The 25,512-nt window shown below is 62.3% G+C and carries 27 protein-coding genes; 15 read left to right on the top strand and 12 right to left on the bottom strand.

Annotated elements, in window-relative coordinates:
- Positions 1-184 precede the first annotated feature (184 nt).
- From K3752_RS10915 to K3752_RS10905, 3 genes are all read left to right on the top strand, one after another.
- Positions 185-1,480 carry an adenylosuccinate synthase gene (locus K3752_RS10915; RefSeq protein WP_170337852.1) on the top strand — a complete coding sequence of 432 codons (1,296 nt, stop codon included), beginning with the start codon at positions 185-187 and terminating at the stop codon, positions 1,478-1,480.
- Positions 1,480-1,722, top strand: a complete 243-nt coding sequence (locus tag K3752_RS10910; RefSeq protein ID WP_260063237.1) for a DUF2842 domain-containing protein — start codon at positions 1,480-1,482, stop codon at positions 1,720-1,722. Before K3752_RS10915 ends, K3752_RS10910 begins: the two co-directional genes overlap by 1 nt.
- A gap of 86 nt (positions 1,723-1,808) precedes the next feature.
- Entirely contained in the window at positions 1,809-2,522 is a 714-nt protein-coding gene (locus tag K3752_RS10905) for a YfaZ family protein (protein ID WP_260063236.1), read from the top strand.
- Between the two features lie 69 nt (positions 2,523-2,591).
- Here K3752_RS10905 and K3752_RS10900 read toward each other — a convergent pair whose 3' ends face one another.
- Positions 2,592-4,328: a hypothetical protein gene (locus K3752_RS10900; RefSeq protein WP_260063235.1), complete on the bottom strand. Its 1,737-nt coding sequence runs from the start codon at positions 4,326-4,328 to the stop codon at positions 2,592-2,594.
- Positions 4,329-4,452: 124 nt separating this feature from the next.
- Between K3752_RS10900 and K3752_RS10895 the strand changes: the two genes are divergently transcribed.
- Positions 4,453-5,160, top strand: coding sequence for a thiamine diphosphokinase (locus tag K3752_RS10895; protein ID WP_260063234.1), 708 nt, complete (start codon positions 4,453-4,455; stop codon positions 5,158-5,160).
- On the opposite strand, the gene K3752_RS10890 is transcribed toward K3752_RS10895, so the two are convergent.
- From K3752_RS10890 to K3752_RS10880, 3 genes are all read right to left on the bottom strand, one after another.
- A complete protein-coding gene (locus K3752_RS10890; RefSeq protein WP_260063233.1) occupies positions 5,105-6,019 on the bottom strand; it encodes a DMT family transporter in 915 nt (304 codons plus the stop codon). The two genes, K3752_RS10895 and K3752_RS10890, sit on opposite strands and share 56 nt — an antisense overlap.
- Before the next feature lie 45 nt (positions 6,020-6,064).
- Positions 6,065-6,373, bottom strand: a complete 309-nt coding sequence (locus K3752_RS10885; RefSeq protein ID WP_254432902.1) for a GFA family protein — start codon at positions 6,371-6,373, stop codon at positions 6,065-6,067.
- Positions 6,374-6,506: 133 nt separating this feature from the next.
- Positions 6,507-7,880 (bottom strand): L-serine ammonia-lyase, encoded by a 1,374-nt coding sequence (locus K3752_RS10880; protein WP_260063232.1) that lies wholly within the window; start codon positions 7,878-7,880, stop codon positions 6,507-6,509.
- Between the two features lie 242 nt (positions 7,881-8,122).
- Here K3752_RS10880 and rpiA point away from each other — a divergent pair, with 242 nt between their 5' ends.
- The 6 genes from rpiA (at position 8,123) to K3752_RS10850 (ending at position 14,325) form a co-directional block, all read left to right on the top strand.
- Positions 8,123-8,908 carry a ribose-5-phosphate isomerase RpiA gene (rpiA, locus tag K3752_RS10875; RefSeq protein ID WP_170438000.1) on the top strand — a complete coding sequence of 262 codons (786 nt, stop codon included), beginning with the start codon at positions 8,123-8,125 and terminating at the stop codon, positions 8,906-8,908.
- A 119-nt stretch (positions 8,909-9,027) separates the two neighbouring features.
- Complete coding sequence (gene gor / locus K3752_RS10870) at positions 9,028-10,386, top strand: glutathione-disulfide reductase (protein WP_260063231.1); 1,359 nt, start codon at positions 9,028-9,030, stop codon at positions 10,384-10,386.
- A gap of 72 nt (positions 10,387-10,458) precedes the next feature.
- Positions 10,459-11,607, top strand: coding sequence for an FtsH protease activity modulator HflK (hflK, locus tag K3752_RS10865; RefSeq protein ID WP_170338334.1), 1,149 nt, complete (start codon positions 10,459-10,461; stop codon positions 11,605-11,607).
- Positions 11,608-11,610: 3 nt separating this feature from the next.
- Positions 11,611-12,507 (top strand): protease modulator HflC, encoded by an 897-nt coding sequence (gene hflC / locus K3752_RS10860; RefSeq protein ID WP_170338336.1) that lies wholly within the window; start codon positions 11,611-11,613, stop codon positions 12,505-12,507.
- The gene (locus K3752_RS10855) at positions 12,507-12,701 is read left to right on the top strand and encodes a DUF2065 domain-containing protein (RefSeq protein WP_093962522.1); all 195 of its coding nucleotides are present in this window, start codon (positions 12,507-12,509) and stop codon (positions 12,699-12,701) included. The genes hflC and K3752_RS10855 overlap by 1 nt, the downstream gene beginning before the upstream one ends.
- Positions 12,702-12,831: 130 nt before the next feature.
- Positions 12,832-14,325 carry a Do family serine endopeptidase gene (locus K3752_RS10850; protein WP_409233599.1) on the top strand — a complete coding sequence of 498 codons (1,494 nt, stop codon included), beginning with the start codon at positions 12,832-12,834 and terminating at the stop codon, positions 14,323-14,325.
- Between the two features lie 241 nt (positions 14,326-14,566).
- On the opposite strand, the gene K3752_RS10845 is transcribed toward K3752_RS10850, so the two are convergent.
- The 5 genes from K3752_RS10845 to K3752_RS10825 form a co-directional block, all read right to left on the bottom strand.
- Positions 14,567-15,235 (bottom strand): Crp/Fnr family transcriptional regulator, encoded by a 669-nt coding sequence (locus K3752_RS10845; RefSeq protein WP_093962520.1) that lies wholly within the window; start codon positions 15,233-15,235, stop codon positions 14,567-14,569.
- Positions 15,236-15,366: 131 nt separating this feature from the next.
- Positions 15,367-15,972 (bottom strand): inner membrane-spanning protein YciB, encoded by a 606-nt coding sequence (locus tag K3752_RS10840; protein WP_170358553.1) that lies wholly within the window; start codon positions 15,970-15,972, stop codon positions 15,367-15,369.
- A 17-nt stretch (positions 15,973-15,989) separates the two neighbouring features.
- Positions 15,990-16,892 (bottom strand): EamA family transporter, encoded by a 903-nt coding sequence (locus K3752_RS10835; protein WP_093963009.1) that lies wholly within the window; start codon positions 16,890-16,892, stop codon positions 15,990-15,992.
- A gap of 79 nt (positions 16,893-16,971) precedes the next feature.
- Complete coding sequence (gene ftsY, locus K3752_RS10830; protein WP_260063230.1) at positions 16,972-18,123, bottom strand: signal recognition particle-docking protein FtsY; 1,152 nt, start codon at positions 18,121-18,123, stop codon at positions 16,972-16,974.
- A gap of 57 nt (positions 18,124-18,180) precedes the next feature.
- Positions 18,181-18,816 (bottom strand): lysoplasmalogenase, encoded by a 636-nt coding sequence (locus K3752_RS10825; RefSeq protein WP_260063229.1) that lies wholly within the window; start codon positions 18,814-18,816, stop codon positions 18,181-18,183.
- Between the two features lie 127 nt (positions 18,817-18,943).
- On the opposite strand from K3752_RS10825, the gene K3752_RS10820 reads away from it, so the two are divergent.
- Positions 18,944-19,336: a hypothetical protein gene (locus K3752_RS10820; RefSeq protein WP_170370735.1), complete on the top strand. Its 393-nt coding sequence runs from the start codon at positions 18,944-18,946 to the stop codon at positions 19,334-19,336.
- Between the two features lie 13 nt (positions 19,337-19,349).
- Here the strand turns inward: K3752_RS10820 and xseA are convergent, their stop codons facing one another.
- Entirely contained in the window at positions 19,350-20,843 is a 1,494-nt protein-coding gene (gene xseA, locus K3752_RS10815; RefSeq protein WP_260063228.1) for an exodeoxyribonuclease VII large subunit, read from the bottom strand.
- Positions 20,844-20,917: 74 nt separating this feature from the next.
- Between xseA and purD the strand changes: the two genes are divergently transcribed.
- Entirely contained in the window at positions 20,918-22,180 is a 1,263-nt protein-coding gene (gene purD, locus K3752_RS10810; protein WP_260063227.1) for a phosphoribosylamine--glycine ligase, read from the top strand.
- A gap of 78 nt (positions 22,181-22,258) precedes the next feature.
- On the opposite strand, the gene K3752_RS10805 is transcribed toward purD, so the two are convergent.
- Both K3752_RS10805 and K3752_RS10800 read right to left on the bottom strand, forming a co-directional pair.
- Positions 22,259-23,005, bottom strand: a complete 747-nt coding sequence (locus K3752_RS10805) for an FG-GAP repeat domain-containing protein (protein ID WP_409233618.1) — start codon at positions 23,003-23,005, stop codon at positions 22,259-22,261.
- Between the two features lie 32 nt (positions 23,006-23,037).
- A complete protein-coding gene (locus K3752_RS10800) occupies positions 23,038-23,361 on the bottom strand; it encodes a 2Fe-2S iron-sulfur cluster-binding protein (RefSeq protein WP_093962514.1) in 324 nt (107 codons plus the stop codon).
- Between the two features lie 262 nt (positions 23,362-23,623).
- Between K3752_RS10800 and K3752_RS10795 the strand changes: the two genes are divergently transcribed.
- The 3 genes from K3752_RS10795 (at position 23,624) to K3752_RS10785 (ending at position 25,326) form a co-directional block, all read left to right on the top strand.
- Positions 23,624-23,938: a hypothetical protein gene (locus tag K3752_RS10795; RefSeq protein WP_093962513.1), complete on the top strand. Its 315-nt coding sequence runs from the start codon at positions 23,624-23,626 to the stop codon at positions 23,936-23,938.
- Between the two features lie 102 nt (positions 23,939-24,040).
- Complete coding sequence (locus K3752_RS10790; protein ID WP_170338358.1) at positions 24,041-24,478, top strand: OB-fold nucleic acid binding domain-containing protein; 438 nt, start codon at positions 24,041-24,043, stop codon at positions 24,476-24,478.
- A 35-nt stretch (positions 24,479-24,513) separates the two neighbouring features.
- Positions 24,514-25,326, top strand: a complete 813-nt coding sequence (locus K3752_RS10785) for a class I SAM-dependent methyltransferase (RefSeq protein ID WP_260063226.1) — start codon at positions 24,514-24,516, stop codon at positions 25,324-25,326.
- Positions 25,327-25,512: the final 186 nt, after the last annotated feature.

The raw sequence follows: 25,512 nt of genomic DNA, 5'->3' as shown, positions 1-25,512 counted from the left end.
GCCTTTTCCAGTTGTGTTCCCGGCCAGATGAACAACGGCGCGGACTCCGTCCGGTGGCCATGATCCCCGACAACAGCATTGCGCGTCGGCGCGATTGGTGGCTGCGGCGAATTACCGGTTTCCCTGTTGCCTGCGCCCCGCTATATGAGCCGGGTTTGGTAATTCAGCGCAAAAAGGACCGGATATGGCCAATGTGGTTGTTGTCGGCGCCCAATGGGGTGACGAAGGAAAAGGCAAGATCGTCGACTGGCTCAGCGAGCGGGCAGACGTGATCGCGCGTTTTCAGGGCGGGCACAACGCCGGGCATACGCTGGTCATCGATGGCGAGGTCTACAAGCTGCATGCACTGCCGTCTGGTGTGGTGCGTGGTGGCAAGCTGAGCGTGATCGGCAACGGCGTTGTCCTGGATCCCTGGCATCTGCTGAAAGAGATCGAAACGATCCGCGCGCAAGGCGTAGAGATTACGCCTGAAACGCTGATGATCGCCGAAAACACACCCTTGATCCTACCGATCCACGGCGAGTTGGACCGCGCGCGCGAGGAAGCAGCGAGCAAGGGCACCAAGATTGGCACGACCGGGCGCGGGATCGGCCCGGCCTATGAAGACAAGGTTGGTCGCCGCTCGGTGCGTGTGGCCGATCTGGCGGATGAGGCGACTCTGGAGGCTCGGGTCGATAGGGCGTTGCAGCACCACGACCCGCTGCGCAAGGGTTTGGGTATCGATGCCGTGGATCGTGACGCATTGATCGCCCAATTGAAGGAAATCGCTCCGCAGATCCTGCCTTTCGCGGCTCCCGTTTGGAAAGTGCTGAACGAAAAGCGCAAAGCGGGCAAGCGCATCCTGTTCGAAGGCGCTCAGGGTGCCTTGCTGGATATCGATTTCGGCACGTATCCGTTTGTGACCTCTTCGAATGTGATTGCAGGGCAGGCGGCGACGGGCGTGGGGATCGGTCCGGGGTCGATCGACTTCGTTCTGGGTATCGTGAAGGCCTACACTACTCGTGTTGGCGAAGGCCCGTTCCCGACCGAACTGCACGACGCCGACGGGCAGCGACTGGGAGAGCGCGGACATGAATTCGGCACCACGACAGGCCGCAAGCGGCGCTGCGGCTGGTTCGACGCCTGCCTCGTGCGGCAAACCTGCGCCACAAGCGGCGTCAACGGAATTTCCCTGACCAAGCTCGATGTTCTGGACGGGTTCGAGACGCTGAAAATCTGTGTCGCTTACGAACTGGACGGCAAGCGTTTGGACTATTTGCCCACGGCTGCGGATCAGCAGGCGCGGTGCACGCCGATCTATGAAGAAATGCCGGGCTGGAGCGAGTCCACCGAGGGCGCGCGCAGCTGGGCAGACTTGCCGGCAAACGCCATCAAATATGTCCGCCGGGTGGAAGAACTGATCGAATGCCCGGTGGCGCTGCTGTCTACCAGCCCGGAGCGGGACGACACCATCCTGGTGACCGACCCGTTTGCCGACTGATGACAGGCGCGGACAAACCCGGCCTCAGCTACAAGGCCCGCAGACGGTGGTCGCTGGTTCTGTTGCTGGTGGGGCTGCCGCTGTACATTGTAGCAGTGGTCACCATCGTGAACTGGCTGGACCGACCATCGATCCTGGTCGAACTGCTGGTCTATGTGGTTTTGGGTGTTCTGTGGGCGCTGCCATTCAAATTTGTGTTTCGTGGCGTTGGCAAAGAAGACCCGGATCAAGATCAGCAATAGGCCAGACCGTTGTAAGAAACCTGCCGACGTGACAGGCTTGTCCGAAAAACAGTTTCGGTAAGCACAAGTCGGCAGGTGGATCCTTGATGAAATATGCTGTTTTGGTCACATTGACCAGTCTCGCAACCCTGAGTTCGGGCGCCGTCTGGGCTGATGATTGGGAGTTCGTCATTGCCCCTTATCTCTGGGGGCCGGATTTCAGAACTTCTCTGGACATTGGGCCGAACCCTCCGGTTGATGGCAGCAAATCCATCTTCGACATTCTAAACAGTGCATTTCTGATCGCGGGCGAGGCCCGGAATGGGCGTTGGACGATCGGAGCCGAGTTCAACTATCTGAATTTGGGCGACACCGTTTCCATCGGACCATTCAGCAACGCCGCGAGCTGGGAGCTGGACGGGATCATGACCTCGCTTGCGGGCAGCTACGCGGTGGCAGAGGACAGCCAGTCCCGGATTGAGGTGCTGGGCGGGCTGCGCCATTGGGATCTTGATCTGTCGACAACCGTGGCCGGTTTCACGGCAAGCACTGACCAAAGCTGGACAGATCCAATCATTGGGGCACGATACTCTCGCGCGCTGAATGAGCGTTGGAAGCTTGCGGCCATGGGCAACATCGGTGGTTTTGGCTATGGGTCGAAATTCCAGTGGGAAGCCCTCGTTCAAGCCAATTGGAGCTGGACCGAGACCATCGATGTTGCAGCCGGCTACCGTCATCTGAGCGTTGATTTTGAGGACGGCCGCAACGTTGTCGATCTTATACTTACTGGCCCATACGTGGCGTTGGCGTTCAAGTTCTGAGCTTTTTCGTAAAATGCAAAAAAGGCCGGAGAGGATCTCCGGCCTGTCTTGGGCAGTTGGGGGGTCTTGTCAGCCCGCGGCGCGCTTGTCGTCGGGGCGGAAGCCGATCTGGTTCGAGGCGGCAAAGCGCCCTCCGCCGGCTTTTTCGATCTTTCCATCGCGCAGAAGCTGGCCGAACGAGCGCAAGCTTTCTTCGCGGTTGAACTCATCCTGCTTGAGTGAACGCACCTTGTTCATCAGCTGCGGACGCGAGAACTGCTCCTGACCTTCGATGAAAGACAGGTAGGCCGCCGCCGCCTCCAGCAGGTCGGGCAGGGATTGTGCGCCCTGCTCCTGAGCGAAATGGGCAAAGCCGCCTTCTTCGGATGGGTCGTCGTCTTGTGCTGCGGTCACGCGGCGCGGGGTGACCGGACCGGCGTCCGCGTCCTGCGTATCGATGCGCTGCTCGGCAACCAGCTTGAGCGGCGCGGCCGTATCCGACTCGGGGCGCATGCTGGTGACATGGATTTCGGGACGACGGGGGCTGACGACCGAGGCCAGGTCTCCACGATATTTCTGGTTTTCGTCCTCATCCGCATCGCGGGCCTTGCCGCCTTCAGCTTCGGTGGCTGCTACAGCTGTGCGCAGGTGGGAATAAGTTTCCCGCTTGTCCGAAGTGGCCGGGTCGTCCATTTGGGCGTCGGCCTTCTCCATCAGGCGCAACACGTCCGAGTCCACGTCCTGAGGCTTGTTTGCGTCGCGTTTCGAGCGCGCATCCATTTCCGCTTCGATTTCCGAGATCTCACCCAGGATGCTCTCTTCGTCTTCGGCAGTCAGGACGCCGTCTTCCGCGAGTTCAGAGACTTCCTCATCGGCATCTTCGGGCTGATCACCCAGAATGTTGAGGATGTCGTCAGCCTCGGGCTCCGAGTCGGTGTCCTCTTCAAGATCAGCAAAGAGAATCTCGGACGAGGCTTCTTCATCACTGGCGGCCTGGTCGTCTTCGGACGTTTCTTCCGCCGCGGCTTCCTCAGCCTCTTCCAGATCAGCTTCAACTTCCGGAGCATCCTCGGCGCCTTCATCAGCCTCCGCTTCGACTTCCGATGCTGCCGAGAATTCTTCTTCCGCTTCGAATTCGACCGCGGCCTGAGGTTCTTTCTCGGCCAGGTCGACAAACGGGTCCGTGGGCTGTTGTGTGGCTTCTACCGGAGCATCTTCCTGCGCCACTTCTTCGGTTGCATCCAGATCGTCGGGGCTGAGCGCTCCGGCTTCGAATGCGGCCGAGATGGCGTCAATCTGGGGCTCGGGCGAGGCTAGAAAACCGCTGTCTTCGTCTTCGCTGTAGGCGGGGGGCGTTTGGTCATTATGCGAGACGACCGCGCGGATGCGCTGCAGTTTGGCGGCGATGCTGTCGGCGCTTTGGGGGGCTGCGGATTCGACCGGCTCCGCATCGGCAAAGAACGGGGCAGCACCAGCCGCTGGTGCCGTGTCGACCACGCTCAGGTCAGGGCTGGCGGGCGCTGGTGTGCTGGCTGCGGGTGCGGTTTGTTGCGGGGCCGCATCATGGGCTTCGTCCGTGGCGCGCAGCAGCAGTCCGGTGTCGTTCTGCTTGGCTTCCACACGGCGCGAAGCGTCACGCTGAGCGATACGGGTCAACATTTCTGCGTCTGGTTGCGGAGGCTCGGAGCCGAAATACCTGTCATCCGCGGCAAGATCGCGGAAGTATTCGGCAATCGCCTTCATCGTCTCAAAGGAATCTTCAAAGCCTTCCAAAGTGCATGAGAAGGTTCCGTAGGAAACGGTCAATACCTTGTTGTTCTGTACCATCAGACGCACGTCCTCTACAAACTACACAGAGCCAACCCGCGCGACGCTGGGCGCGTCTGTCAGCTCGAACCTGATCTAAAGAACCTATCATTTTGTGGTCTCAATGTGTCCAAAAGCGGGAAAAATGGTCAATCTTGGAAAAAACGGCGAAATTGTTCATTCCAAAAGACCAATTGCCCTGTTCGGAGGAGGGGAAATCGGCCCCGATGACTTGAATCTGGCGCTGAATCGCGTCAACGGCGCTGTTGCTGCGGATGGCGGGGCCGCCGCATTGATCGATTCGGGGTGCGTTCCGGATGCGGTGATCGGCGACTTCGATTCGTTGGAACGCGCCTATCTTGCACGGGTACCAGAGGACCGTTTGTTTCCGATCCGGGAACAGGACAGCACTGATTTCGACAAGGCCCTACGCAATATCCGCGCGCCGCTGGTCTTGGGCGTCGGGTTTCTCGGAGGTCGGCTGGACCACCAACTGGCGGTGCTCAATACGCTGGTTTGCCACCAAGACAGGCCGTGCGTCCTGCTGGGCGCACGCGAAGTGGTCTTTCACGCCCCGCCCAGCATATCACTGTCGCTCACGCCGGGCGACACAGTGTCATTGTTTCCATTTCAGCGGGTAACCGGACGCAGTTCGGGGTTGGAATGGCCGATCGACGGGCTGGTGCTTGAGCCGGACGGGCGGGTCGGAACATCGAACCGTGCGCTGGCTCAGGTTACGCTCGAGGTCGACGGACCCGGGTTGCTGGTCATGGTGCCGCGCGGTGCTCTTGATGCTGTCATGCAGGCGTTTGCGTCGGGGCAGACCGGGCGCTGGCCCGCTCGCGCAGGATGACATAAAGCCCGGCCGCGATCGTGATGGCGATCCCCAGGGCCGCCGGGCCGTTTGGCAGATCGTGAAAGATGAGCCAGCCGATCAAGGTCGCCACCGGAATTTCCAGATATTGCATCGGCGCCAGTGTTGCCGAAGGCGCGAACCGCAGCGCCCATGTCATCAGCAGATGTGCCACGGTTCCCAGAACACCGATGGCCAACAGCAACCAATGAGCGTTGTCTTGCGGCAGGGTCAGTGCCAGATCCGGAAGACCTGTCAGGGCCCCGATCGCAAGCACTGGAGCCAAGACCGCGGTGGCCAGCAGCCCGGACACGGCCTGCAGGGCAATTGGATCGGTTTCTTTGGCAATCTGCCGGGTCACCAGCATGAACAGGGCAAAGACGACAGCCACGATCAGCGGCAAAAGGGCCGGAGCACCAACCTCGGCAAAGCTGGGCTGGATGACCAGCAACGTGCCAGCAAAGCCGACAATGCAGGCGATCAGACGACGATGCCCGACTTCTTCACCCAGCACACACTTGCCCAGCAGCAGCATGATGAATGGCATGACAAAGGCGATGGCGACGGCATCGGCCAGCGGCAGATACTGCAGCGCACTGAACATCGCTGCGATTCCGACAATGTGCAGCAGAGTGCGCAGCACGGTCAGCCGCAGCACGCGCCCGCGCATTCGCCAGGTCCGACCCGTCAGCGCCACCAGCGGGATCAGGATGGCCGCCTGCACCGCAAAACGCACCAGCACAAGAACGCCAAGCGGAGTGGTTTCTCCCAACAGCTTGGCCAAGGCATCGCCCAGCGGTGCAAGCACGCAGAAACCAAGCATCAAAACGATGCCGAAGACGGGACGATCCTGTGTCATGGGCGCGACGCTAGACGTTTCCCGAAGAATGGGAAAGGCCCGTCGTCAGCCCTCGGGCAAGGGCTGCACCTTTGTGTAGTCCGGACCGAAGCAAGTGGGCAGCCCGTCGCCCAGTTCGAGCCACGTCAGTTTCTCTTCATAGGCGACATGCAGCGTTGGCCGCAGGGCTTCGGGGTTCTCCAGTGTCGCTACATAAAGGTGCAAAACGTCGGACATCGTAGTGGATCGGAACGAGATCGGCGTTCCGCAATGCGGGCAAAAGCTGCGCTCGACACCGGGGGAAGAGTTGAACCGCTTCGGTTCCTCTCCGGTCCAACGCCACTGTCCGTCGCGGACCCCAAAATATGTGGTCATCGGCGCGGCACACTGGCGGCGGCAGCTGTCACAATGGCAGGAAACACAAGACAGGACCGGAGGGTCGACCTCGAACCCGATTCTGCCGCACAGGCAATGTCCGCGCATTGAGCTGCCCTCCCGGTTCGATCCCTCAGCAGTTTGGCACGTTGACGGCCAGTCCGCCCAGCGAGGTTTCCTTGTACTTCTCGTGCATGTCATGGCCGGTCTGGCGCATGGTCTCGATCACCGCATCCAGCGGCACGAAATGCTGCCCGTCTCCGCGCAGGGCCAGCGACGCCGCCGAAACCGCCTTGATCGCACCCAGCCCGTTGCGCTCGATGCAAGGCACCTGAACCAGCCCGGCGACCGGGTCGCAAGTCATGCCCAAGTGATGCTCCAGCGCGATCTCGGCGGCGTTTTCCACTTGTTCCGGTGTGCCGCCCATCACTGCGCAAAGACCCGCCGCGGCCATTGCGGCCGCGCTGCCGACCTCGGCCTGGCAGCCAGCCTCGGCACCCGAGATCGACGCGTTGTACTTCACCAGACCGCCGATAGCGGCGGCGGTCAGCAGGAAATCCTCGATATGGCTTTCTGACGCGCCGGGAACGTGATCGAGGTAATAGCGCAGCACCGCCGGCAGTACGCCCGCCGCGCCGTTGGTGGGGGCGGTGACGACCTGACCGCCGGCGGCGTTTTCCTCGTTCACCGCCATCGCATAGACGCTCATCCAGTCGTTGATCGTGTGCGGCGCGTTCAGGTTCATGCCGCGCTCGGCCATCAGCGCATCGTGGATCGCCTTGGCGCGGCGCCGAACCTTGAGGCCGCCGGGCAGGATGCCTTCGGTGCTCAGCCCGCGCTCGATACAGGCGTTCATCACCTCCCACAGGCGAGCGGTGCCCTTCGCGAAACTGTCGGCGCAGCCGCGCGCGATCTCATTGGCGCGTTTCATTTCGGCGACCGTCTTGCCGCTGCTGCGCGCCATTTCCAGCATTTCGGCGGCGGTCTTGAACGGGAAGGGCACCGGCGGGCCGTCATTGGTGTCCTTGCCTTCGGCCAGTTCTTCTTCGGTCAGGACAAAGCCGCCGCCGACCGAGTAATAAACCTGCCGCAAGATCACGTCGCCCTGCGCGTCGGTGGCCATCAGGATCATGCCGTTGGCATGGCCGGGTAGTGTGTTGTCGTAGTCGAAGATCAGATCGGCCTTTGGGTCGAACTGAAGGGTCGGCAGACCCTCGGGTGTGACAGTGCCGGTTTCGGCAATTGCGGTCAGTGCCGCTTCGGCACGGTCGTGGTCATAGCTGTCGGGGACAAACCCAGCCAGCCCCAGGATCGTGGCGCGGTCCGTGGCGTGGCCGACGCCGGTGAAGGCCAAAGATCCATGCAGAGACGCGCGCAAGCCAGCGAATTCGAATGGCGATGCGCGCATCAGATCGAGGAACCGCGCGGCCGCCACCATCGGCCCCATCGTGTGGGACGAGGATGGGCCAACGCCCACTTTGAACATATCGAAGACGGATAGAAACATGTCTGGTCGCTGAGCCTTGTCGCGAGTTGGCGGCCGGGCCGGTTTGAAGCGCCCGAACCGCTAGGAAACTGTATGCGCTTTATTTACACAACCGAGCCGACCACTGAAGATTTGATTGCGACGTTTCCGATGGGAAACGCGTATTCGTGTATCGATTATTGCGCCGGTCCCGCGGATTTTGGGCCTCGCAGTCGGGCAGGGCTTTCCGTATAAGTTCCCCAAAGAACTGAGGGGAAGCCGCAATGACAGCAGAGTTGTCACCCATCGACCGGGCCAAGAGTGTCGCCGCCTATCGCGCGGCCGAGATGGTCGAAGACGGGATGCGCGTGGGTCTGGGTACCGGATCGACAGCGGCATGGTTGGTGCGTCGTCTGGGAGAGCGGGTGCGGGACGAAGGTCTGCGGATAAAAGGCGTTCCGACGTCGACGGCTACGGCGCAGCTTGCGCGCGAGGTCGGGATCGAGGTTGTTTCGCTGGATCAGGCGGGTTGGCTGGACGTGACGATCGATGGCGCCGACGAGTTCGACGGTGAATTGAACCTGATCAAGGGCGGCGGCGCGGCGTTGCTGCAGGAAAAGATCGTTGCGACGGCCAGCGACCAGATGATCGTGATCGCCGATGCAGGGAAAGAGGTCGAGGCGCTGGGCGCGTTCCCGCTGCCGGTCGAGGTCATTCCATTTGGCTGGCAGACCACGCGCACGCTGATCGAGGAGTTGCTGGACACGATGGACGTACTGGGTACTTCGGCGACCCTGCGGATGAACAGCGAGGCGCCGACCGTGACGGATGAGGGCAATCACATACTCGACCTGCACCTGCAACGCATCGGCAACCCGAGGCAACTTGCACTGGTGCTGAACCAGATACCGGGTGTGGTCGAAAACGGGCTGTTCATCGACATCTGCGACAAGGTCGTGATCGGCCACGGCGACGGCCGGGTCGAGCTGCGCGACTTCAACAGCGGTACGATCGAGCTGGATCGGTTGGGCGACGAACACGACAACCTGTTTTCGGACCTGGCCGACTGAGCCAACCGCGCACCCGCCTTCACAGCGGTGTGCGATTTCCGGGCCAAGGGGTTGGCACGATCATTCACGCCCCCAAATACTCAGGGCAATTTCAGGCAGGCTGACAAAAGGAACGCGGCATGAGCTTTGACTATGATCTTTTCGTCATTGGAGGCGGCTCGGGCGGTGTCCGCGCGGCGCGTGTGGCGGCGGGCGAAAACGGCGCCAAGGTCGCGCTGGCCGAAGAGGACCGTTATGGCGGAACCTGCGTGATCCGTGGCTGCGTTCCCAAAAAGCTGATGGTGTTTGCCAGCGAATACGCGGGAATGGTCGAGGACGCTCGTGCCTATGGCTGGGACATTCAGCCGGGCGATTTCGACTGGCCGCAGTTCCGCGGCAAGCTGCATGCCGAACTCGACCGGCTGGAAGGCATCTATCGCAATATCCTCAAGAACAACGGTGTCGAAACCTTTGACCAGCGCGCGAAACTGCTCGATCCGCATACGGTCGAGCTGGCCGACGGAACTCGAAGGACCGCCAAGCACATTCTGATCGCCACCGGCGGGCGTCCCGTGGTGCCCGAGTTTCCGGGCTCGGATCTGGCCATCACCTCGAATGAGATCTTCCACCTTGAGAAACTGCCCGAGACCATGCTGATCGTCGGTGGCGGCTATATCGCCTGCGAATTCGCCGGGATCATGAACGGCATGGGCGTCAAGACCACGCAGTTCTATCGCGGCGCGCAAATCCTGCGGGGTTTCGACGACGAGGCGCGCGGCCTGATCTGCGAAGAGATGTGCCAAAACGGGATCGATGTGCATCTGGGCACCAATGTGCTCGAAATGAAAAAGCAGGGCGACAAGATCTGGGTCAAGGCGACCAACGGGTCTGAACAGCTGTTCGATGTGGTTATGTATGCCACGGGCCGGGCGCCGAATGCCGATGATCTTGGCCTTGAGGCGCTGGGCGTCGAACGTGGCCGCAAAGGGCAGATTGTCGTGGACGAATACAGCCAGACCGCGGTGCCCTCGATCTATGCCATCGGGGACGTGACCGACCGGGTGAATCTGACGCCGGTCGCCATCCGCGAGGGCATGGCTTTTGTCGAGACCGTGTTCAAGGGCAACCCCACCCCGGTGGATCATGAGCTGATCCCGACCGCGATCTTCACCCAGCCCGAGATGGGAACCGTGGGCCTGAGCGAGGAGCAGGCCGCCGAGCAGGAGCCGATCGAGGTCTACGCGACCTCGTTCAAGCCGATGCAGAAGGCGTTCGCGGGCGGCACGCAACGGGTGTTGATGAAGCTGATCGTCAGCCAGGCCACCTGCAAGGTGCTGGGCTGTCACATTGTCGCCCCCGGCGCGGGCGAAATGATCCAGTTGGCGGGCATCGCGGTCAAAATGGGCGCGACAAAGGAAGATTTCGATCGCACGGTTGCGGTTCATCCGGTGATGGCCGAAGAACTGGTAACCATGCGGCAACCCGTGCGTACCGCTTGATTTGCAACCGCGCGCACACAGGTTACAAGTGATCCCGTAAGAACACGGGCCAAAACAAGGGAAATGAAACACATGGCGGGCAACAGCGGAGGCCCCTGGGGGGGCGGAGGCTCATCCGGTGGCGGAGGAAACCGGGGAAACAATGGGGACGGGCGACGCCCGCCCGAAGGCGACGGGCCGCAGATCCCCGAGATCGACGAGTTGATGAAAAAAGGCCAGGAGCAGCTGCGCGTGCTGATGGGCGGGCGCGGCGGCGGGGGCCGAGGCGGCAACGGATCCGGCCAGGGCGGCGGTGGCGGCCCGGCAATTACCAAGGGCACCATCCTGCTGGGCGGGGTTGCCGCCTTGGTTCTGTGGGGCTTTGCCAGCGCCTACACAGTCAAGCCCGAAGAGCAGTCTGTTGAGCTGCTGTTCGGTCGCTTTACCGGAATCGGCACCGAAGGTCTGAACTTTGCCCCGTGGCCTGTTGTCACGGCCGAAGTCATCCCGGTGAAGGTCGAACAGACCGAAACCATCGGATCTGGCGGTCGCGGTTCGGACGCCGGTCTGATGCTGACGGGCGACGAAAATATCGTCGATATCGATTTCCAGGTGGTCTGGAATATCTCGAATCCTGCGGACTACCTGTTCAACCTGCGCGACCCGAAACAAACTATCCAGGCCGTGTCTGAGTCGGCCATGCGCGAGATCATCGCGCAGTCGGACCTCGCGCCGATCCTGAACCGCGACCGTGCTATCATCGCCGAACGGCTTGAGGAACTGATCCAGTCGACTCTGGACAGCTACAACTCGGGCATCAACATCGTCCGTGTGAACTTTGACGGCGCCGACCCACCGGAACCGGTAAAGGATGCCTTCCGCGAGGTTCAGTCGGCTGGACAGGAACGCGACCGGCTGGAGAAGCAGGCCGATGCCTATGCGAACCGGGTTTTGGCCGGCGCGCGTGGTGAAGCCGCGCAGGTGCTGGAAGAGGCCGAAGGCTATCGGGCACAGGTCGTGAACGAAGCTCAGGGTGAGGCCAGCCGGTTTGGCGCGGTTCTCGAAGAATACTCGAAAGCTCCGGATGTGACCCGCAAACGTCTGTACCTTGAACGGATGGAGCAGGTTCTGGGCGACGTGGACAAGATCATCTTGGATGACAGCGCAACAGGCCAGGGGCAGGGCGTCGTGCCTTATCTGCCGCTGAACGAACTGCGCCGCAACTCGGGTGAGGGGAACTAAGACATGCGTAAATCAACCTTTCTCCTACCTGCCATTTTCGTGGTTATTGTGATCGCCCTCTCAGCGATCTTCATCGTGGACGAGCGTGAAAAAGCGCTGGTTCTGCAATTCGGTCGCGTGATCGACGTCAAGGAAGACCCGGGCCTGGCCTTCAAGATTCCGGTCATTCAGGAGGTCGTGCGCTACGATGACCGTATTCTAAGCCGCGAGGTCGGGCCGCTGGAAGTCACGCCGCTGGATGACCGCCGCCTGGTGGTCGACGCCTTCGCGCGCTATCGGATCACCGATGTGCGGCAGTTCCGTGAGGCCGTGGGTGCCGGTGGCATCGACACAGCGGAGCAGCGTCTGGATTCGATCCTGCGCGCCAAAACCCGCGAGGTTCTGGGTTCGGTAAGCTCGAATGACATTCTCAGCTCGGACCGGGCGGCGCTGATGCTGCGCATTCGCAACGGCGCGATCGCCGAGGCCCGCGATCTGGGCCTTGAGGTGATCGACGTTCGCCTGAAACGTACCGACCTGCCGCAGGCCAACCTCGAAGCGACCTTTGCCCGGATGCGCGCCGAGCGGGAACGCGAGGCGGCCGACGAAGTGGCGCGCGGTGAAGAAGCTGCACAGCGGATCCGTGCCCAGGCTGACCGGACCGTGGTCGAACTGGTCTCCGAGGCCCGCCGTGAGGCGGAGATCGTTCGCGGTGAGGCTGATGCCGAACGGAACGCGATCTTTGCCGAAGCCTATGGCAAGGACCCGGAGTTCTTCGAGTTCTACCGCTCGCTTTCGGCCTATGAGAACGCTCTGAAAGGCGGCAACAGCTCGCTGGTGCTCAGCCCGGATTCCGAGTTCTTCAACTACCTCGGATCTCCGCAAGGCCGTTCGGCGCCCGCCGCGCCGGCCTCCCAATAATGGGTATGATCCTGCTGGCCTTCGGGCTGGTGTTGATTGTCGAGGGGCTGGCCTATGCGCTGGCCCCTTCGCTTGTCGAGCGGATGCTTGAGGCGTTGCGCAGCATCCCCGAACCGGCCCGCAGACTGGTCGGACTTCTGTGTGTGGTCAGTGGCTTCGTCCTGTTGTGGACGGCCAATCGGCTGGGGTTTTGATCGGTTGAAGTAAACTGGCAGTGAATTCCTCAACTTCCCGAGTTGCGGGCGGTCACAAACTGACTACATTGTTTCCCAGCAAGCTGCTCAGGCAGCCACCAACAGAACAATGTCGACAAGGAGAGACCAAGTGCAGGCAGTAGCACACAGTGTATCCGTCCGCCGGGACGATGTGGTGACGATGGCGCGGCTTTTGTGGCTGGCCTTTGCCGCGGTTTCCCTTTTGTTGCTCCAGACGTTGGCTGCACAGGCCCGTCAGGAAAGCCTGGCGCCGCTGGTCAACCGGATCAGCCCGGCCGTGGTCAACATCACCACGACGACCCTGATCGAGGGGCAGTCGGGCGCGCAGGGGATCGTTCCCGAGGGTTCCCCGTTCGAGGACTTTTTCCGCGAGTTCCAGGACCGCAATGGCGACCAGGACAATCGCCCGCGCCGCAGCAACGCCTTGGGATCGGGGTTCGTGATTTCCGAGGATGGCTACATCGTCACCAACAATCACGTCATCGCAGAGGCGGATGAAATTCTGATCGAATTCTTCCCCGGCGATGGTCAGCCCGTAAAGGAGCTGCCGGCCAAGGTTATCGGAACGGATGAGAAAACGGACATTGCGTTGCTCAAGGTCGAGGCGTCGGGTCCGCTGAAATACGTCACTTTCGGCGACAGCGACACAGCGCTTGTAGGGGACTGGGTGGTTGCCATGGGCAACCCGCTGGGCCAGGGGTTCTCGGTATCTGCCGGGATCGTGTCGGCGCGCAATCGCGAGCTCAGCGGTTCCTATGACGACTATATCCAGACGGATGCGGCCATCAACCGGGGCAACTCGGGCGGTCCTCTGTTCAACATGGACGGTCAGGTAATCGGTGTGAACACCGCGATCTTGTCGCCGAATGGCGGGTCGATCGGTATCGGGTTCTCGATGGCGTCGAACGTGGTGTCCAAGGTTGTCGATCAGTTGCGGGAATTCGGCGAAACCCGCCGCGGCTGGCTGGGTGTCCGCATTCAGGACGTGACCGAGGATATGGCCGAGGCGATGGGCCTGGACAAGCCGGGCGGCGCGCTGATCAGCGATGTGCCGGACGGCCCTGCCAAAGAAGCGGGTCTGCTCGCAGGGGATGTGATTCTCAGCTTTGATGGTGTCGAGGTGAAGGACACGCGCGGATTGGTGCGGCAGGTCGGTGAGACACCGGTCGGCAAGTCCGTGCGCGTGGTTGTTCAGCGGGACGGCAGCACTCAGACCGTGCTTGTCACTCTTGGGCGTCGCGAGGATGCCGAGCGTGCGGAAACCGGCGATGATGATGGTGCGGAAGAGGCGCCGCTGGACGAGAATGCAGACATCCTTGGCCTGACGATTTCGCCGCTGACCGACACGTTGCGCGAAGATCTGGGTCTGGACGCGGACGCAGATGGTCTGGTTGTGACGGATGTGGATGAGGCCTCCGAAGCCTACGCCAAAGGCCTGCGGGCAGGCGACCTGATCACCGAGGCTGGTCAGCAGAAAGTGTCGTCGATCTCCGATCTCGAGGATCGGATGGACGAGGCTCGGGAGGCGGGGCGCAAGTCCCTGCTGCTGCTGGTGCGCCGTGGTGGCGATCCGCGCTTCGTCGCGCTGAGCCTCGAAGAGTAGGGCAGCCAGTTTGGTCAAAATGATCGGCCGGGGCAGATGCTCCGGCCGATTGTCGTTTTGGCTGCAGAAATCAAAAGAGCCACACGCCGGGGAGGCGCGTGGCTCTGGTGCAGGGAGATGCCAGTGGACAGATATCGGGGATGATACTCTGGCACCCTACGGTAACAATTCATTACCTAATGGAAGCGAATCCCGTTGTATGTGAAGCGGATCACATCCGGGTCATTTTCCGGGCAGCAGGTCAGATCAGATCGGATTCGGCGAGTTGGCGCAGGGCGTCAAAGTCGTGGATCTGCAGCCCACCGCGTGAAGCCTCGACCACGTTCGAGCGTTTCCACGTCGAGATCGTCTTGGATACCGCCTCGCGCGTCGCGCCGACGAATTCCGCTAGCTCGCTCTGCGACAGGGCGATGCGTTCGGACGGCGCGTCCTGCTGGTTGGCCAGAAGCAGAAGCTTTCGCGCAAGTCGCACAGGCATCGGCAGGAATACCTGCTCGTTCAACTGCGCCCCCATCCAGCGCATGCGCAGTCCGGCCAGCCGGATCATGTCCTCGGCCAGTTCGGGGTGCTTGCGGATTTGTTCCATCAGATCCTTGCGACGCACGCGCAGTACACGCGACGGCTCGGCTGCGGTGATCGTGGCGGTGCGCGGGCCGCTGTCGAAGAGGGCGATTTCGCCGAAAACCTCGCCCGGGCGCATCAGGCTGAGCGCCAACTTGCGCCCGCTCATGGCCAGGAAGGACACCTCCAAAGCGCCTTCCAGCAAGGCATAGAGGGCGTCACCCTCGTCGCCTTGTTCGAACAAGACCTCGCCGCGGTCCAGCGAGACAGAAGTGGCTAGCGCAGTGAGCATATCACGAAGCCGGTCTGAAGCTTCGGACAGGAACCCGCTGTTCGGAAAGGCGGTCATGGAAGACACGGTTCTCCGGATGAGTGGTGTGGGTGGTTTCCCAGCTTTCCACAGCTTTGGAGCTAAGCCAAGGATTTTATCCGGTTTTCCGAAGGTTTCCCCAAGGTTCGCCGGCCCGTGTCAGGGACGCATTACTGTTTGTCCGGATCGTCCATATAGCTTTGCAGGATGCTGAATTGCAGCATCAGGAACCCCATCAAAGCGATCGGAAAGCCAAAGGTTTCGATCTTGACCCACAGATCAGTGGACAGGGTGCGCCAGACCAGTTCATTGGCCACGGCCAGCACGGCGAAACAGGCGCACAGGCGGCGGGTCAGGATCATCCAGCCCTCGTGGCGCATGGGCAGCATCTCGTCCAGCACATAGGCGAGGTAGGATTTGCCTTGCAGCAGGCCGATGCCCAGCATCATCGAGAAGAACCCGTAGACCAGCGTGGTTTTCATCTTGAAGAACCGCTCGTCGTTGAACCAGGCGGTCAGGCCGCCGAAGAAGATGACCATGATGGCGGTGAAGATCTGCATCCGGCTGAGTTTGCCGGTCAGATACCACAGGACGCCCATCGCCCCCAGCATCAGCGGAACGAAAATGATGGTGGCCACGATGAAGCCGGAATATTCGGTGCCGCCGATCAGAAAGCTGTCGTCGCGCAGGCGCAGGTAGATGAAGAAGAAGGCCAGCGGTGGTCCCAGTTCCAGCACCTGTTTCAGAAACGGATTGATCTCTTTCTTGTCTGCCATGCCTGTCGTCCTGCTGTTCACCCGCCCATTTCAACTATTACCGCGCCCAATGCAATCAATGCCATCAGGATTATGCGCCGAGGCCCCACGGTCTCTTTCAGGGCCAGCCAGCCGATCAGGGCGGCAAAGACGGTCGAGGTTTCGCGCAGCACCGCGGCTTCGCCGACCTTGTCCAGCCGGGTGGCCAGCATGATCGCTCCGAAAGACATGGGGGCGATCAGCCCGCCTGCAAGCCCCCTCAGCATCAGCGGCCCGATTGCCGGGCGGTGAACCATCGCCCGCCAGCGTAGGAAGGCGTAGATCGGCATGGTCGCCCCGTCGATCATGAAGAACCAGGCCAGAAAGGTGAACGGATCGGCCGTGGCGCGGATGCCGTAGGCGTCATAGGTTGTGTAGAGCGCCACGAAGAGGCCGGTTGCGACCGCAAGGGCCAATGCGATGCCCAAAGTCTCGCGGTTGGTTTCCAGGAAACGGAAATTGTAGGCGGCCAACCCGAAGATACCCGTCAGCAGAACGGCGACGCCCAGCCATTGGGTCGGTGAGAAGGTTTCATTGAACAGAAGATAGGCGCCGATGACGGTGAACAGCGGGCCGGTGCCGCGCACCACCGGGTAGACCACGGTGTAGGACCCTTTGGTATAGGCCATCGCCTGCAGCGTCTTGTAGGCGACATGGATCAGCCAGACCACGGCGAATATCGGCCACATGAAAGGTTCGGGCCAGGGCACGACGAAGAACGCAAAGGGTGCGGCCATCAGGCAATAGCAGGCGTCGATCGCGCCGCGCGACAGCCAGGGGTCGTGCCGACCCTTCTGCAGCGCGCCGAACACCGCATGCAGAAAGGCCGCCATCAGGGCGAGGCCAAGGGCCAGCCTGTGCCCGGCCTCGGTGCCTTCGAGGGAGATCAGCCAGTCGCTCACGCTGCGGGTCTTTCGCTGGTGGAGAAGCTGGGGGTTTTCCACCCCCAGACCCCTGAGGATATTTGGGGCCCGATGAAGGTCAGTTGCTGTCGAGCCCGGTCAGGGCGGCGGCGAATTCCTCGGGGTCGAAGGGGGCCAGATCGTCGATCTGTTCGCCGACGCCGATGGCGTGGATCGGCAGGCCGAACTTGTCGGCCAGCGCCACAAGCACGCCGCCCTTGGCCGTGCCGTCGAGCTTGGTCATCACCAGGCCCGAGACATCGGCCAGCTTGCGGAAGGTTTCCACCTGGCTGAGCGCGTTCTGGCCGGTGGTGGCGTCGAGCACCAGCAGGGTGTTGTGCGGGGCGGTTTCGTCGATCTTGCGGATGACGCGGACGATCTTGGCCAGTTCCTCCATCAGATCGGCGCGGTTCTGCAGGCGGCCGGCTGTGTCGATCATCAGCAGGTCGGCGCCTTCAGCTTGCGCCTTGGTCAGGGCGTCGAAAGCCAGCGAGGCGGGGTCGGAGCCTTCGGGCGCGGTCAGGACCGGCACACCGGCGCGGTCGCCCCAGACCTGCAGCTGTTCCACGGCGGCGGCGCGGAAAGTGTCGCCCGCGGCGATGACCACCTTTTTGCCGGCGGCCTTGAACTGGCTGGCCAGCTTTCCGATCGTCGTGGTCTTGCCGGACCCGTTGACGCCCACCACCAGCACCACCTGCGGGCGCTTGGGGTAGATCGGCATCGGTTTGGCGACCGGCTCCATCACGCGGGCGATTTCCTGCGCCAGCAGCTGCTTGATTTCCTGCGTCGAGAGTTTCTTGCCATAGCGCCCCTCGGCCATGTTGGCGGTGACGCGCAGGGCGGTGTCGACACCCATGTCCGAGGCGATCAGCAGTTCCTCGAGCTGTTCGAGCATGTCGTCGTCCAGCGTGCGACGCACCACCGGCCCGGCATCGCCGCGACCGAACAGACGCCCGATCAGGCCTTTGGATTGCGCCTGTTCCGGCAGTTCCGGCGGAGGCGGTGCGGGCGTTGGATCGGCCGGCTCGGGCGACGGTGTCTCGACCGGTTGCGGTGTGGGCGCGGGTTCGGGGATTTCCGGGACAGGTTGCGGCTCGGGCTCGGGCTGGGGGGCCACCGGGTCAGGGGCGGTGGTTTCTTCGCCGCCGTCCTCGACGATTGCCTCAAGCCCCTTTTCGAGGCGGGACGAGGATTTGAACAGCCGGTCCTTGAGCTTGGTAAAAAACGCCATCTTGGTCTCCGCAGGTGTTTCCTTCACCTAATGCGGAATGGCGGCAGTTGCAAAGGGTCAGGTGAAGGCGAGGAAAAAGCCGAACTGCGCACCCCAGTAGAGCGGCCAGACCAGATAGGGCGTCAGTCGCAGGGCCGGGTGTCCGGGCGGCAGCAGGAACCTTTCGGTTGCCAGGATCAGGTCCGAGGCGATGAAGGCCATCGCGGCCGGTAAAGCCCATCGCAGCGCTCCGGCCTCGGGCAGGGCCAAAACGGTGATGCCCATACCCAAAATGATCGGGATATAGGCCAGGACCGGTCCGCGCAGATCACCGGCCCGAGGGGCCAGGAGCGTGGCCATCACGATGCCCAGAATGACCAGCGTCCAGGCGTATCCGGGTTTGCCCAGGATCAGGGCGGTGTCGCTTGACGGATGGGTCAGGAACAGTGCGATGTAAACCAGATGTCCGGCGGCGAACGCCCCGATGCCGGCCATGAAGGTGCCTTCGGTCTCACGCGACAGAAGGGCGTCGCCCAAGGCGCAGAGAGACAACGCGAGGATCAGAAGCAATGGGCCGGACTGCACCGCCGCCTCGACCGCCAGCAGGGCGACGCTTGCGGTTTTCAGCGCCGTGCGTAGCAGGCTGGCCGGACGGGCCGTCAGGGCCAGGTAGGCCAGGGCACAGGCCAGCGCTGCGAGTACGAGTATCGTCATGTCCTGCCTTCCGATGGCTCCGATGCGATTCAGTGTCGCCGCGAACTGAGTTTACGCTCAACCCATAACGTTGGGGCAGGGCGTTCCAAGATTGGCGCGCGGCCGTGGCATCTGCCAGAATGAAACGATGTGGATACGTTCGTTGATTCTCGGATCTTTGCTGGCCCAGCCGGTCGTCGCGCAGACTTTGTCAGGGGCAGAATTCGATGCCTATACACGCGGCAAAACCCTGTTCTACGGCTTCGGTGGAACGACCTATGGCGTCGAACGGTATTTGCCCAACCGGCGCGTAGTCTGGTCGTTTTTGGATGGCGACTGCAAGGAGGGCATCTGGTACGAACAGAACGGCCAGATTTGCTTTGTTTACGAAGACCGCCCTGACCCGCAATGCTGGGTCTTTACCCGCTCGTCCCAGGGACTAATCGCGCAGTTCGAGGGCAACCCCGAAGCCACCGAACTGTACGAAGCAGCCGACGTCGACGAAGATATGATCTGTTACGGGCCCGAGGTCGGCGTCTGAACATTGGCCTTCGTCAGAACAGCGACCCTTGATCCGGGGCTGGTGGCTTGGACGGTTTCTTGGCGGTCGGGGTCGTCCCGGACAGCGGTGCGGTCTTCAATTCTCCATCGGCAAACTCGATGGTCAGTGCAGCGTGCTTGCTGGCTTGCGCCTTTGTGGTGACCACGCCGCTTTCGGAATGCACCACGGCGTAGCCGCGTTGAAGCGTGGCTTTGTAGCTGAGCGTCTCGCGCAACCGGTCAGTCGCATCCAATTGCTGGCGGAGCCGGTCCACCCGCAGGGTCTGCGCGGCTGTCATGCGCTGGGCCAACTGGTTGACCCGTTCGCGCTGCTGCTGGATGTCGCGTTGGATCGGGCGGATCGACAGGCGCGAGGACAGGTTGCGCAGCGTGTCGCGCCGCGCGGCCACGAGGTTGCGCAACGTTGACGGGCGCAGGTGCCCGCACAGTTCCACCACCTGCAGGCGGCGGTTCTGCACACCGCGTTGCAACGCAGGAGCCAGACGATCGGCAATCAGGTCCAGTCGCTGGCGCGGACCGTCCAGCAGAGTCTCGGGCCGCGGCAGGGCGCGCGACAGATCGCGCAGGCGTTGCGCCCGGCGTTGTACTGCGTCGGTGGCCGCGCGGGACAGACGCGCGCCCTGTTCGCCGGTCCAGGCCAGCAGCTCCATCCGTACCGGCACCGCCAGTTCGGCGGCGGCTGTGGGGGTCGGCGCGCGGCGGTCCGAGACATAGTCGATCAACGTGGTATCGGTTTCGTGCCCCACGGCCGAGATCAACGGAATCTCGGACTCGGCGGTGGCGCGGGCGACGATTTCCTCGTTGAAACCCCACAGATCCTCGATCGAGCCGCCACCGCGGGCGACGATGATCAGATCGGGGCGGGGCAGCGCGCCGCCGGGTGTCAGGCGGTTGAAGCCCTGAATGGCGTTGGCGACCTCGGACGCGCAATTGGCGCCCTGCACGGCCACGGGCCAGATCAGCACCTTGCGCGGGAAACGGTCGCGCAGGCGGTGCAGGATGTCGCGGATCACCGCGCCCGAGGGCGAGGTGACGACGCCGATGAACTGCGGCAGGAAGGGCAGGGGCTGCTTGCGCTCGGGCGCGAAGAGCCCTTCGGATTCGAGCTGTTTCTTGCGTTTTTCCAGCAGCGCCATCAGCGCGCCTTGCCCGGCTACGGCCACCTCGTCGACGTTCAGGTTGTATTTCGACTGCGCGCCAAAAGCTGTGAGGCGGCCCGTGACGACGACTTCGAGCCCCTCTTCCGGCACCACCGACAGGCCCGCTATCTGGCCCTTCCAGGTGGTGCAGGCCAGCACGTTCCGGTCGTCCTTGATGTCATAGTACAAATGCCCCGAGCGCGCCTTGAACACACGCCCGACCTCGCCCCGTACGCGGATTCGGCCAAATGTGCCTTCCAGCGTACGTTTCACCTCGCCCGAGATCTCGGACACGGTGTATTCGGGTGTATTCTGGCCGGGAATCGGATCGTCAATCAGGTCGGACATTTCAGCGCCTTGTTTCGATAGCTCGCGCAGCTTAGAACGCCGCGCAGGCAAGGCCAAGCAGATCGGAGACTTTCATGAACATCCTCATTCTCGGCAGCGGCGGGCGCGAACACAGCCTGGCCTGGGCGGTGATGCAGAACCCCAAATGCGACCGCCTGATCGTGGCGCCGGGCAATGCCGGGATCGCGCAGATCGCCGATTGCGCGGCGCTGGATATAGAGAATGGCGGCGCGGTGGTCAGCTTTGCCGAGGAAAACGCGATTGATTTCGTGATCATCGGCCCCGAGGCGCCCTTGGCCGCCGGGGTTGCCGACCGGCTACGCGAGGCGGGCATTCTGGTGTTCGGCCCCTCGGCCGAGGCGGCGCGGCTGGAGGCCTCTAAAAGCTTTACCAAGGAAATCTGCGATGCGGCCGGTGCGCCCACCGCTGCCTACGCCCGGTTCACCGAGGCCGAGCCGGCCAAGGCCTATATCCGCCAGCAGGGTGCGCCGATCGTGGTCAAGGCCGACGGTCTGGCCGCGGGCAAGGGCGTGATCGTGGCGATGGACGAGGCGACCGCGCTGGAGGCCGTGGACGACATGTTCGGCGGCGCCTTCGGCGGGGCCGGGGCCGAGGTGGTGATCGAGGAGTTCATGGACGGCGAAGAAGCCTCGCTATTCGTGCTGTGTGACGGCGAGAACATCCTGTCGGTCGGCACCGCGCAGGACCACAAGCGCGTGGGCGAGGGCGATACCGGCCTGAACACCGGCGGCATGGGGGCCTATTCTCCGGCACCGGTTCTGAGCCCCGAGGTCGAAGAACGTGCGATGGAACAGATCGTGCGCCCGACGATGGCCGAGATGGCCCGGCGCGGCACGCCGTTTCAGGGGGTGCTGTATGCCGGGCTGATGATCAAGGACGGGCAGCCGAGGCTGGTGGAATACAACGTGCGCTTTGGCGACCCGGAATGTCAGGTGCTGATGATGCGTCTGGGGGCGCAGGCGCTGGACCTGATGCATGCGGCAGCCGAGGGACGGCTGGACGAGGCGCGGGTCAACTGGGCCGACGATCACGCCTTGACCGTGGTGATGGCCGCGCAGGGCTACCCTGGGGCATATGAAAAAGGCAGCGTGATCAACGGGCTGGATGACTTGCCCGAGGACAGCAGCCATATGGTCTTTCATGCCGGCACCAAGGCGCAGGACGGGCAGATAGTGGCCTCAGGGGGCCGGGTTCTGAACGTGACGGCGCGCGGAGCAACACTGCAAGAGGCGCGTGACAACGCTTATGCGATGGTCGAGGCCATCGATTGGCCGGGCGGCTTCTATCGTCGCGATATCGGGTGGCGGGCGCTTTGACGGTTTGAGGGTCCGCAGGTAAAGGGGGCTCGGCCGACGGCCTCACCTCGGGATTTCTTGACCAGATGAATCCCCGGATCAGCAGTTCAGCGCGCTCATAAGGGCTTGTCGGTTTTTCAACGGGCCAAGATCCTGGGTTTGCCAGCCGCCATCGTAGCGGACGGCAATGATCCGGCGCCAATCGGCGCTGGCGACGATCAACTCAGGCTGGCCGTCGCAGGAGCGAAGCCCGCCTGAAATGAAATCCTCTCCGATCCGGTGATTGGTCAGGCCGGGGAGCGCGGCGATTTCCGTCAGTCGGCCGTCTGAGAAGCGCCAGATGCGCAGGGTCTTGGCCAGGTGAGGGCGGTCGACATAGGCAATTTCAATATGCCCGTCGCCATTCAGGTCTGCCGCTCCGACCGGAGCCAGCCAGCGGAAACGGGTGCCGATATGCGGTGTCGCCGCCATGCGGCCGTGCGGGTCGTAGATGGCAAGACGCGCGCCGTGCTGCGCGTCACTCTCCACCGCGATGACTTCTGGAAGCCCGTCGCCCGTGACGTCGATCACGCGGGGCGCTAGGTCTTCGAAGACCAGATGATCGGGCAGCGTGAAGCTGCGGTGTTTACCATCTGAAAGCGTGAGTTCAATCGAACCCCATTCGATCTGGTCACCCAGAACGCCGTGGGGATAGCGGGTGGTCGGATCCGTGTAGCGGGCGGTCACTATGGTTTCGGCGGCCAAGGCTGGACCCGCCAGCCACAGGCACACAGCCATCAGCGCGCCGCGTACGTGGCACGGCCAAAAGCGCACCGCCGGACGCGGCGCTTTGAAGCCGCAGCGCATGCCGCCGGACGAGCGGGACATGCGCCGTCGCATCAGATCTGCTTTTCCGGCATCTGGACGACCAGCCCGTCCAGTTCGTCAGTCACCTTGATCTGGCAGGTCAGACGCGAACGGGCCGGGTCGGGCTCGTAGGCGAAGTCCAGCATGTCTTCTTCCATGTCGTCCTTGGCAGGCAGTTTCTCGACCCAATCGGGATGGATGTAGACGTGACAGGTCGAGCAAGCGCAGGCGCCGCCGCAATCGGCCTCGATGCCGGGAATGTTGTTGTCACGGGCGCCTTCCATGACGGTCAGGCCGTTGGCGACCTCGACTGTGTGTTCGGTGCCGCCATGCTCGACATAGGTGATCTTTGCCATTGCTCGCGTCTTCCTTCTGCGGTGTTCAGGTTCCTCATTAGTCAAGGGATTTAGGTCTTTCCAGTGCCATTTGCGACCAATCGGGGCGTGATCGGGCAAACGGTCCGTCATTGTCGCCCAAATTCCACGCGTTCGCGCCGCAACCGAGTGGTTTGACCGGTTTATTCCATCAAAGGTTGAGGCTCGGATAGCGGTTTCGATTGTTGCGTGCATGGATTTGTGTTCTGGTCGTGTGACCGTGATTTGATAAGGGAGTGAGCAGATGCCGTTGACGGTTCAGGACGCAAAGATTGTGGTTGGGATGAACGAGCGGGGCGATGCCGAGCATGACATTGCCGCGTGGTTTGGCGAAAGCCAGGCGAAAATCGTGGAGGTGATCGACGGGATCAGCCATGGTGCATTGGCAGCAGCGAATGACGATGAGCTTCATCCGGTCGGAGCACCGGGCCCCAAGGCTCTGCGGTTGCGCAGTGACGTTTTGCGGGCGCTGGATGCGTTGGACGGGGATGACCTGGCCAAGGCCAAGGCGGTTCTGCGGGAAGGTTTGGCCACGTTCAACGCGCATGACGCCAAGTGACCCTTGTCTGCGCTGCGGTCGCGCGTAGCGCATGACCTTTCTGGCTATGGTTTCGGTCCCCTGCATCTGGACATTCAGGGCATTTGTTCTATTTTTGTTCTTATGCGTATCGCATCGACACCACAGCCCAGTTCGGGCCGCCCATGGCCGAGACCACCGGCTTGCCTTCCAGCCGACCGACTGGACGACCCGCCCGAGGGTGCGCGGGTTGCTGTGGCGGGATTGGTGATCCTGCGGCAGCGGCCTGGTACGGCCAAAGGGGTGATCTTCATCACGCTCGAAGACGAGACCGGCATCGTGAACGTGATTGTCTGGCGCAAGATCTATGAGCGGTTCCGCCGAGCGGTGATCTCGGGGCGGTTGCTGCGGGTGACCGGGCGGATGCAGCGGGCCCATGCGGTGACCCATGTGATCGCGGAAGAGATCGAGGACATATCGGGCATGCTGGACCTGCTGGTGCGGGGTGACGGGGCGGATGCCTACCGGCCCCAGCCGACTGCAGAGCAGAATGAGTTCGCCAAAACGCGCAATTTCGGCTAGTCTTTTGCATCATGCGGTTGCCGGGGGGCGCGCAGATGTCGACGAATTCGGCTGGTTTCGTGGGCAATATTCCAAGTCATTACGACGCGGGGTTGGGCCCGAATATCTTCACTGACTACGCGGACAGACTTGCCGCCCGTTGCGCCGAAGAGCCGGTGGCCAAGGCCATTGAACTGGCCGCGGGTACGGGGATCCTGAGCCGCAAGCTGTGCGATGTGCTGCCGAGCGAGGCCCAAGTTCTGATCTCGGACCTGAACGCGCCCATGCTGGAGGTTGCAAAGGCCAAATTCTCGGCGGCGGACAACGTCGAGTTCGCGGTCGTCAACGCGATGAATCTACCGTTCGAAGACGGCGCGTTCGACCTGATTACCTGCCAGTTCGGGGTCATGTTCTTTCCCGACAAACCCGCTTCGTTCCATGAGGCGGCGCGGGTGCTCAGACCGCGTGGGCGCTATGTTTTCAACGTGTGGAGCCCGATGTCCGAAAACCCGTTCTCGCAGGTCGCGCACGATGTGGGGGCGCATTTCTTTCCGCAGGATCCGCCGGGATTCTACAAGGTACCGTTTCACTATGGTGACCCCGAGGCTGTCCGGGCTGATCTGAGGGCCGCAGGCTGGACGGATATCGAACACGAAACGATCCGGTTGACGAAGACCATCGTCAACCCGGAAGCCTTTGCCCACGCTCTGGTTTTTGGAAACCCGTTGGTCGATGAAATACGAGAGCGCGGCGGCGTGGATCCCACGGACGTGGCGGCGCGGATGTTCTCTGAATTGAAGCGCGTCTTTGGTCCGCAGGGCATGACGATGCCACTGTCAGCGACCACGTTCGTCTGCCGAAAGACCTGACGGTAGCTCGCGCACAATCCGACCCGGGTCAGAAAAAACCCAATGACGATCAGGCCAACAGCGCCTGACCGTTCTTGAGGTGACGCGAAATCAGACCGCGCTGCTTGTGACCTTTTGGAATCAGGGCAGCTGGCCGCGGTTCAAAGCCGGGGTCCTCAAGCTCGGGGAACAGGGCCAATATCTCGG

This window comes from Ruegeria sp. B32, from assembly GCF_025141855.1.
GTDB lineage: Bacteria > Pseudomonadota > Alphaproteobacteria > Rhodobacterales > Rhodobacteraceae > Ruegeria > Ruegeria arenilitoris.
Note: the sequence above shows the minus strand (reverse complement) of the source record. Positions and strands in the feature narration are given on the sequence as shown.

Excerpts from the sequence above, each read along its gene's own strand:
- K3752_RS10915 (WP_170337852.1), top strand. The coding sequence starts at position 185 with ATGGCCAATGTGGTTGTTGTCGGCGCCCAATGGGGTGACGAAGGAAAA.
- K3752_RS10910 (WP_260063237.1), top strand. The coding sequence starts at position 1,480 with ATGACAGGCGCGGACAAACCCGGCCTCAGCTACAAGGCCCGCAGACGG.
- K3752_RS10905 (WP_260063236.1), top strand. The coding sequence starts at position 1,809 with ATGAAATATGCTGTTTTGGTCACATTGACCAGTCTCGCAACCCTGAGT.
- K3752_RS10900 (WP_260063235.1), bottom strand. The coding sequence starts at position 4,328 with ATGGTACAGAACAACAAGGTATTGACCGTTTCCTACGGAACCTTCTCA.
- K3752_RS10895 (WP_260063234.1), top strand. The coding sequence starts at position 4,453 with ATGGTCAATCTTGGAAAAAACGGCGAAATTGTTCATTCCAAAAGACCA.
- K3752_RS10890 (WP_260063233.1), bottom strand. The coding sequence starts at position 6,019 with ATGACACAGGATCGTCCCGTCTTCGGCATCGTTTTGATGCTTGGTTTC.
- K3752_RS10885 (WP_254432902.1), bottom strand. The coding sequence starts at position 6,373 with ATGACCACATATTTTGGGGTCCGCGACGGACAGTGGCGTTGGACCGGA.
- K3752_RS10880 (WP_260063232.1), bottom strand. The coding sequence starts at position 7,880 with ATGTTTCTATCCGTCTTCGATATGTTCAAAGTGGGCGTTGGCCCATCC.
- rpiA (WP_170438000.1), top strand. The coding sequence starts at position 8,123 with ATGACAGCAGAGTTGTCACCCATCGACCGGGCCAAGAGTGTCGCCGCC.
- gor (WP_260063231.1), top strand. The coding sequence starts at position 9,028 with ATGAGCTTTGACTATGATCTTTTCGTCATTGGAGGCGGCTCGGGCGGT.
- hflK (WP_170338334.1), top strand. The coding sequence starts at position 10,459 with ATGGCGGGCAACAGCGGAGGCCCCTGGGGGGGCGGAGGCTCATCCGGT.
- hflC (WP_170338336.1), top strand. The coding sequence starts at position 11,611 with ATGCGTAAATCAACCTTTCTCCTACCTGCCATTTTCGTGGTTATTGTG.
- K3752_RS10855 (WP_093962522.1), top strand. The coding sequence starts at position 12,507 with ATGGGTATGATCCTGCTGGCCTTCGGGCTGGTGTTGATTGTCGAGGGG.
- K3752_RS10845 (WP_093962520.1), bottom strand. The coding sequence starts at position 15,235 with ATGACCGCCTTTCCGAACAGCGGGTTCCTGTCCGAAGCTTCAGACCGG.
- K3752_RS10840 (WP_170358553.1), bottom strand. The coding sequence starts at position 15,972 with ATGGCAGACAAGAAAGAGATCAATCCGTTTCTGAAACAGGTGCTGGAA.
- ftsY (WP_260063230.1), bottom strand. The coding sequence starts at position 18,123 with ATGGCGTTTTTTACCAAGCTCAAGGACCGGCTGTTCAAATCCTCGTCC.
- K3752_RS10825 (WP_260063229.1), bottom strand. The coding sequence starts at position 18,816 with ATGACGATACTCGTACTCGCAGCGCTGGCCTGTGCCCTGGCCTACCTG.
- K3752_RS10820 (WP_170370735.1), top strand. The coding sequence starts at position 18,944 with ATGTGGATACGTTCGTTGATTCTCGGATCTTTGCTGGCCCAGCCGGTC.
- xseA (WP_260063228.1), bottom strand. The coding sequence starts at position 20,843 with ATGTCCGACCTGATTGACGATCCGATTCCCGGCCAGAATACACCCGAA.
- purD (WP_260063227.1), top strand. The coding sequence starts at position 20,918 with ATGAACATCCTCATTCTCGGCAGCGGCGGGCGCGAACACAGCCTGGCC.
- K3752_RS10805 (WP_409233618.1), bottom strand. The coding sequence starts at position 23,005 with ATGCGCTGCGGCTTCAAAGCGCCGCGTCCGGCGGTGCGCTTTTGGCCG.
- K3752_RS10800 (WP_093962514.1), bottom strand. The coding sequence starts at position 23,361 with ATGGCAAAGATCACCTATGTCGAGCATGGCGGCACCGAACACACAGTC.
- K3752_RS10795 (WP_093962513.1), top strand. The coding sequence starts at position 23,624 with ATGCCGTTGACGGTTCAGGACGCAAAGATTGTGGTTGGGATGAACGAG.
- K3752_RS10790 (WP_170338358.1), top strand. The coding sequence starts at position 24,041 with ATGCGTATCGCATCGACACCACAGCCCAGTTCGGGCCGCCCATGGCCG.
- K3752_RS10785 (WP_260063226.1), top strand. The coding sequence starts at position 24,514 with ATGTCGACGAATTCGGCTGGTTTCGTGGGCAATATTCCAAGTCATTAC.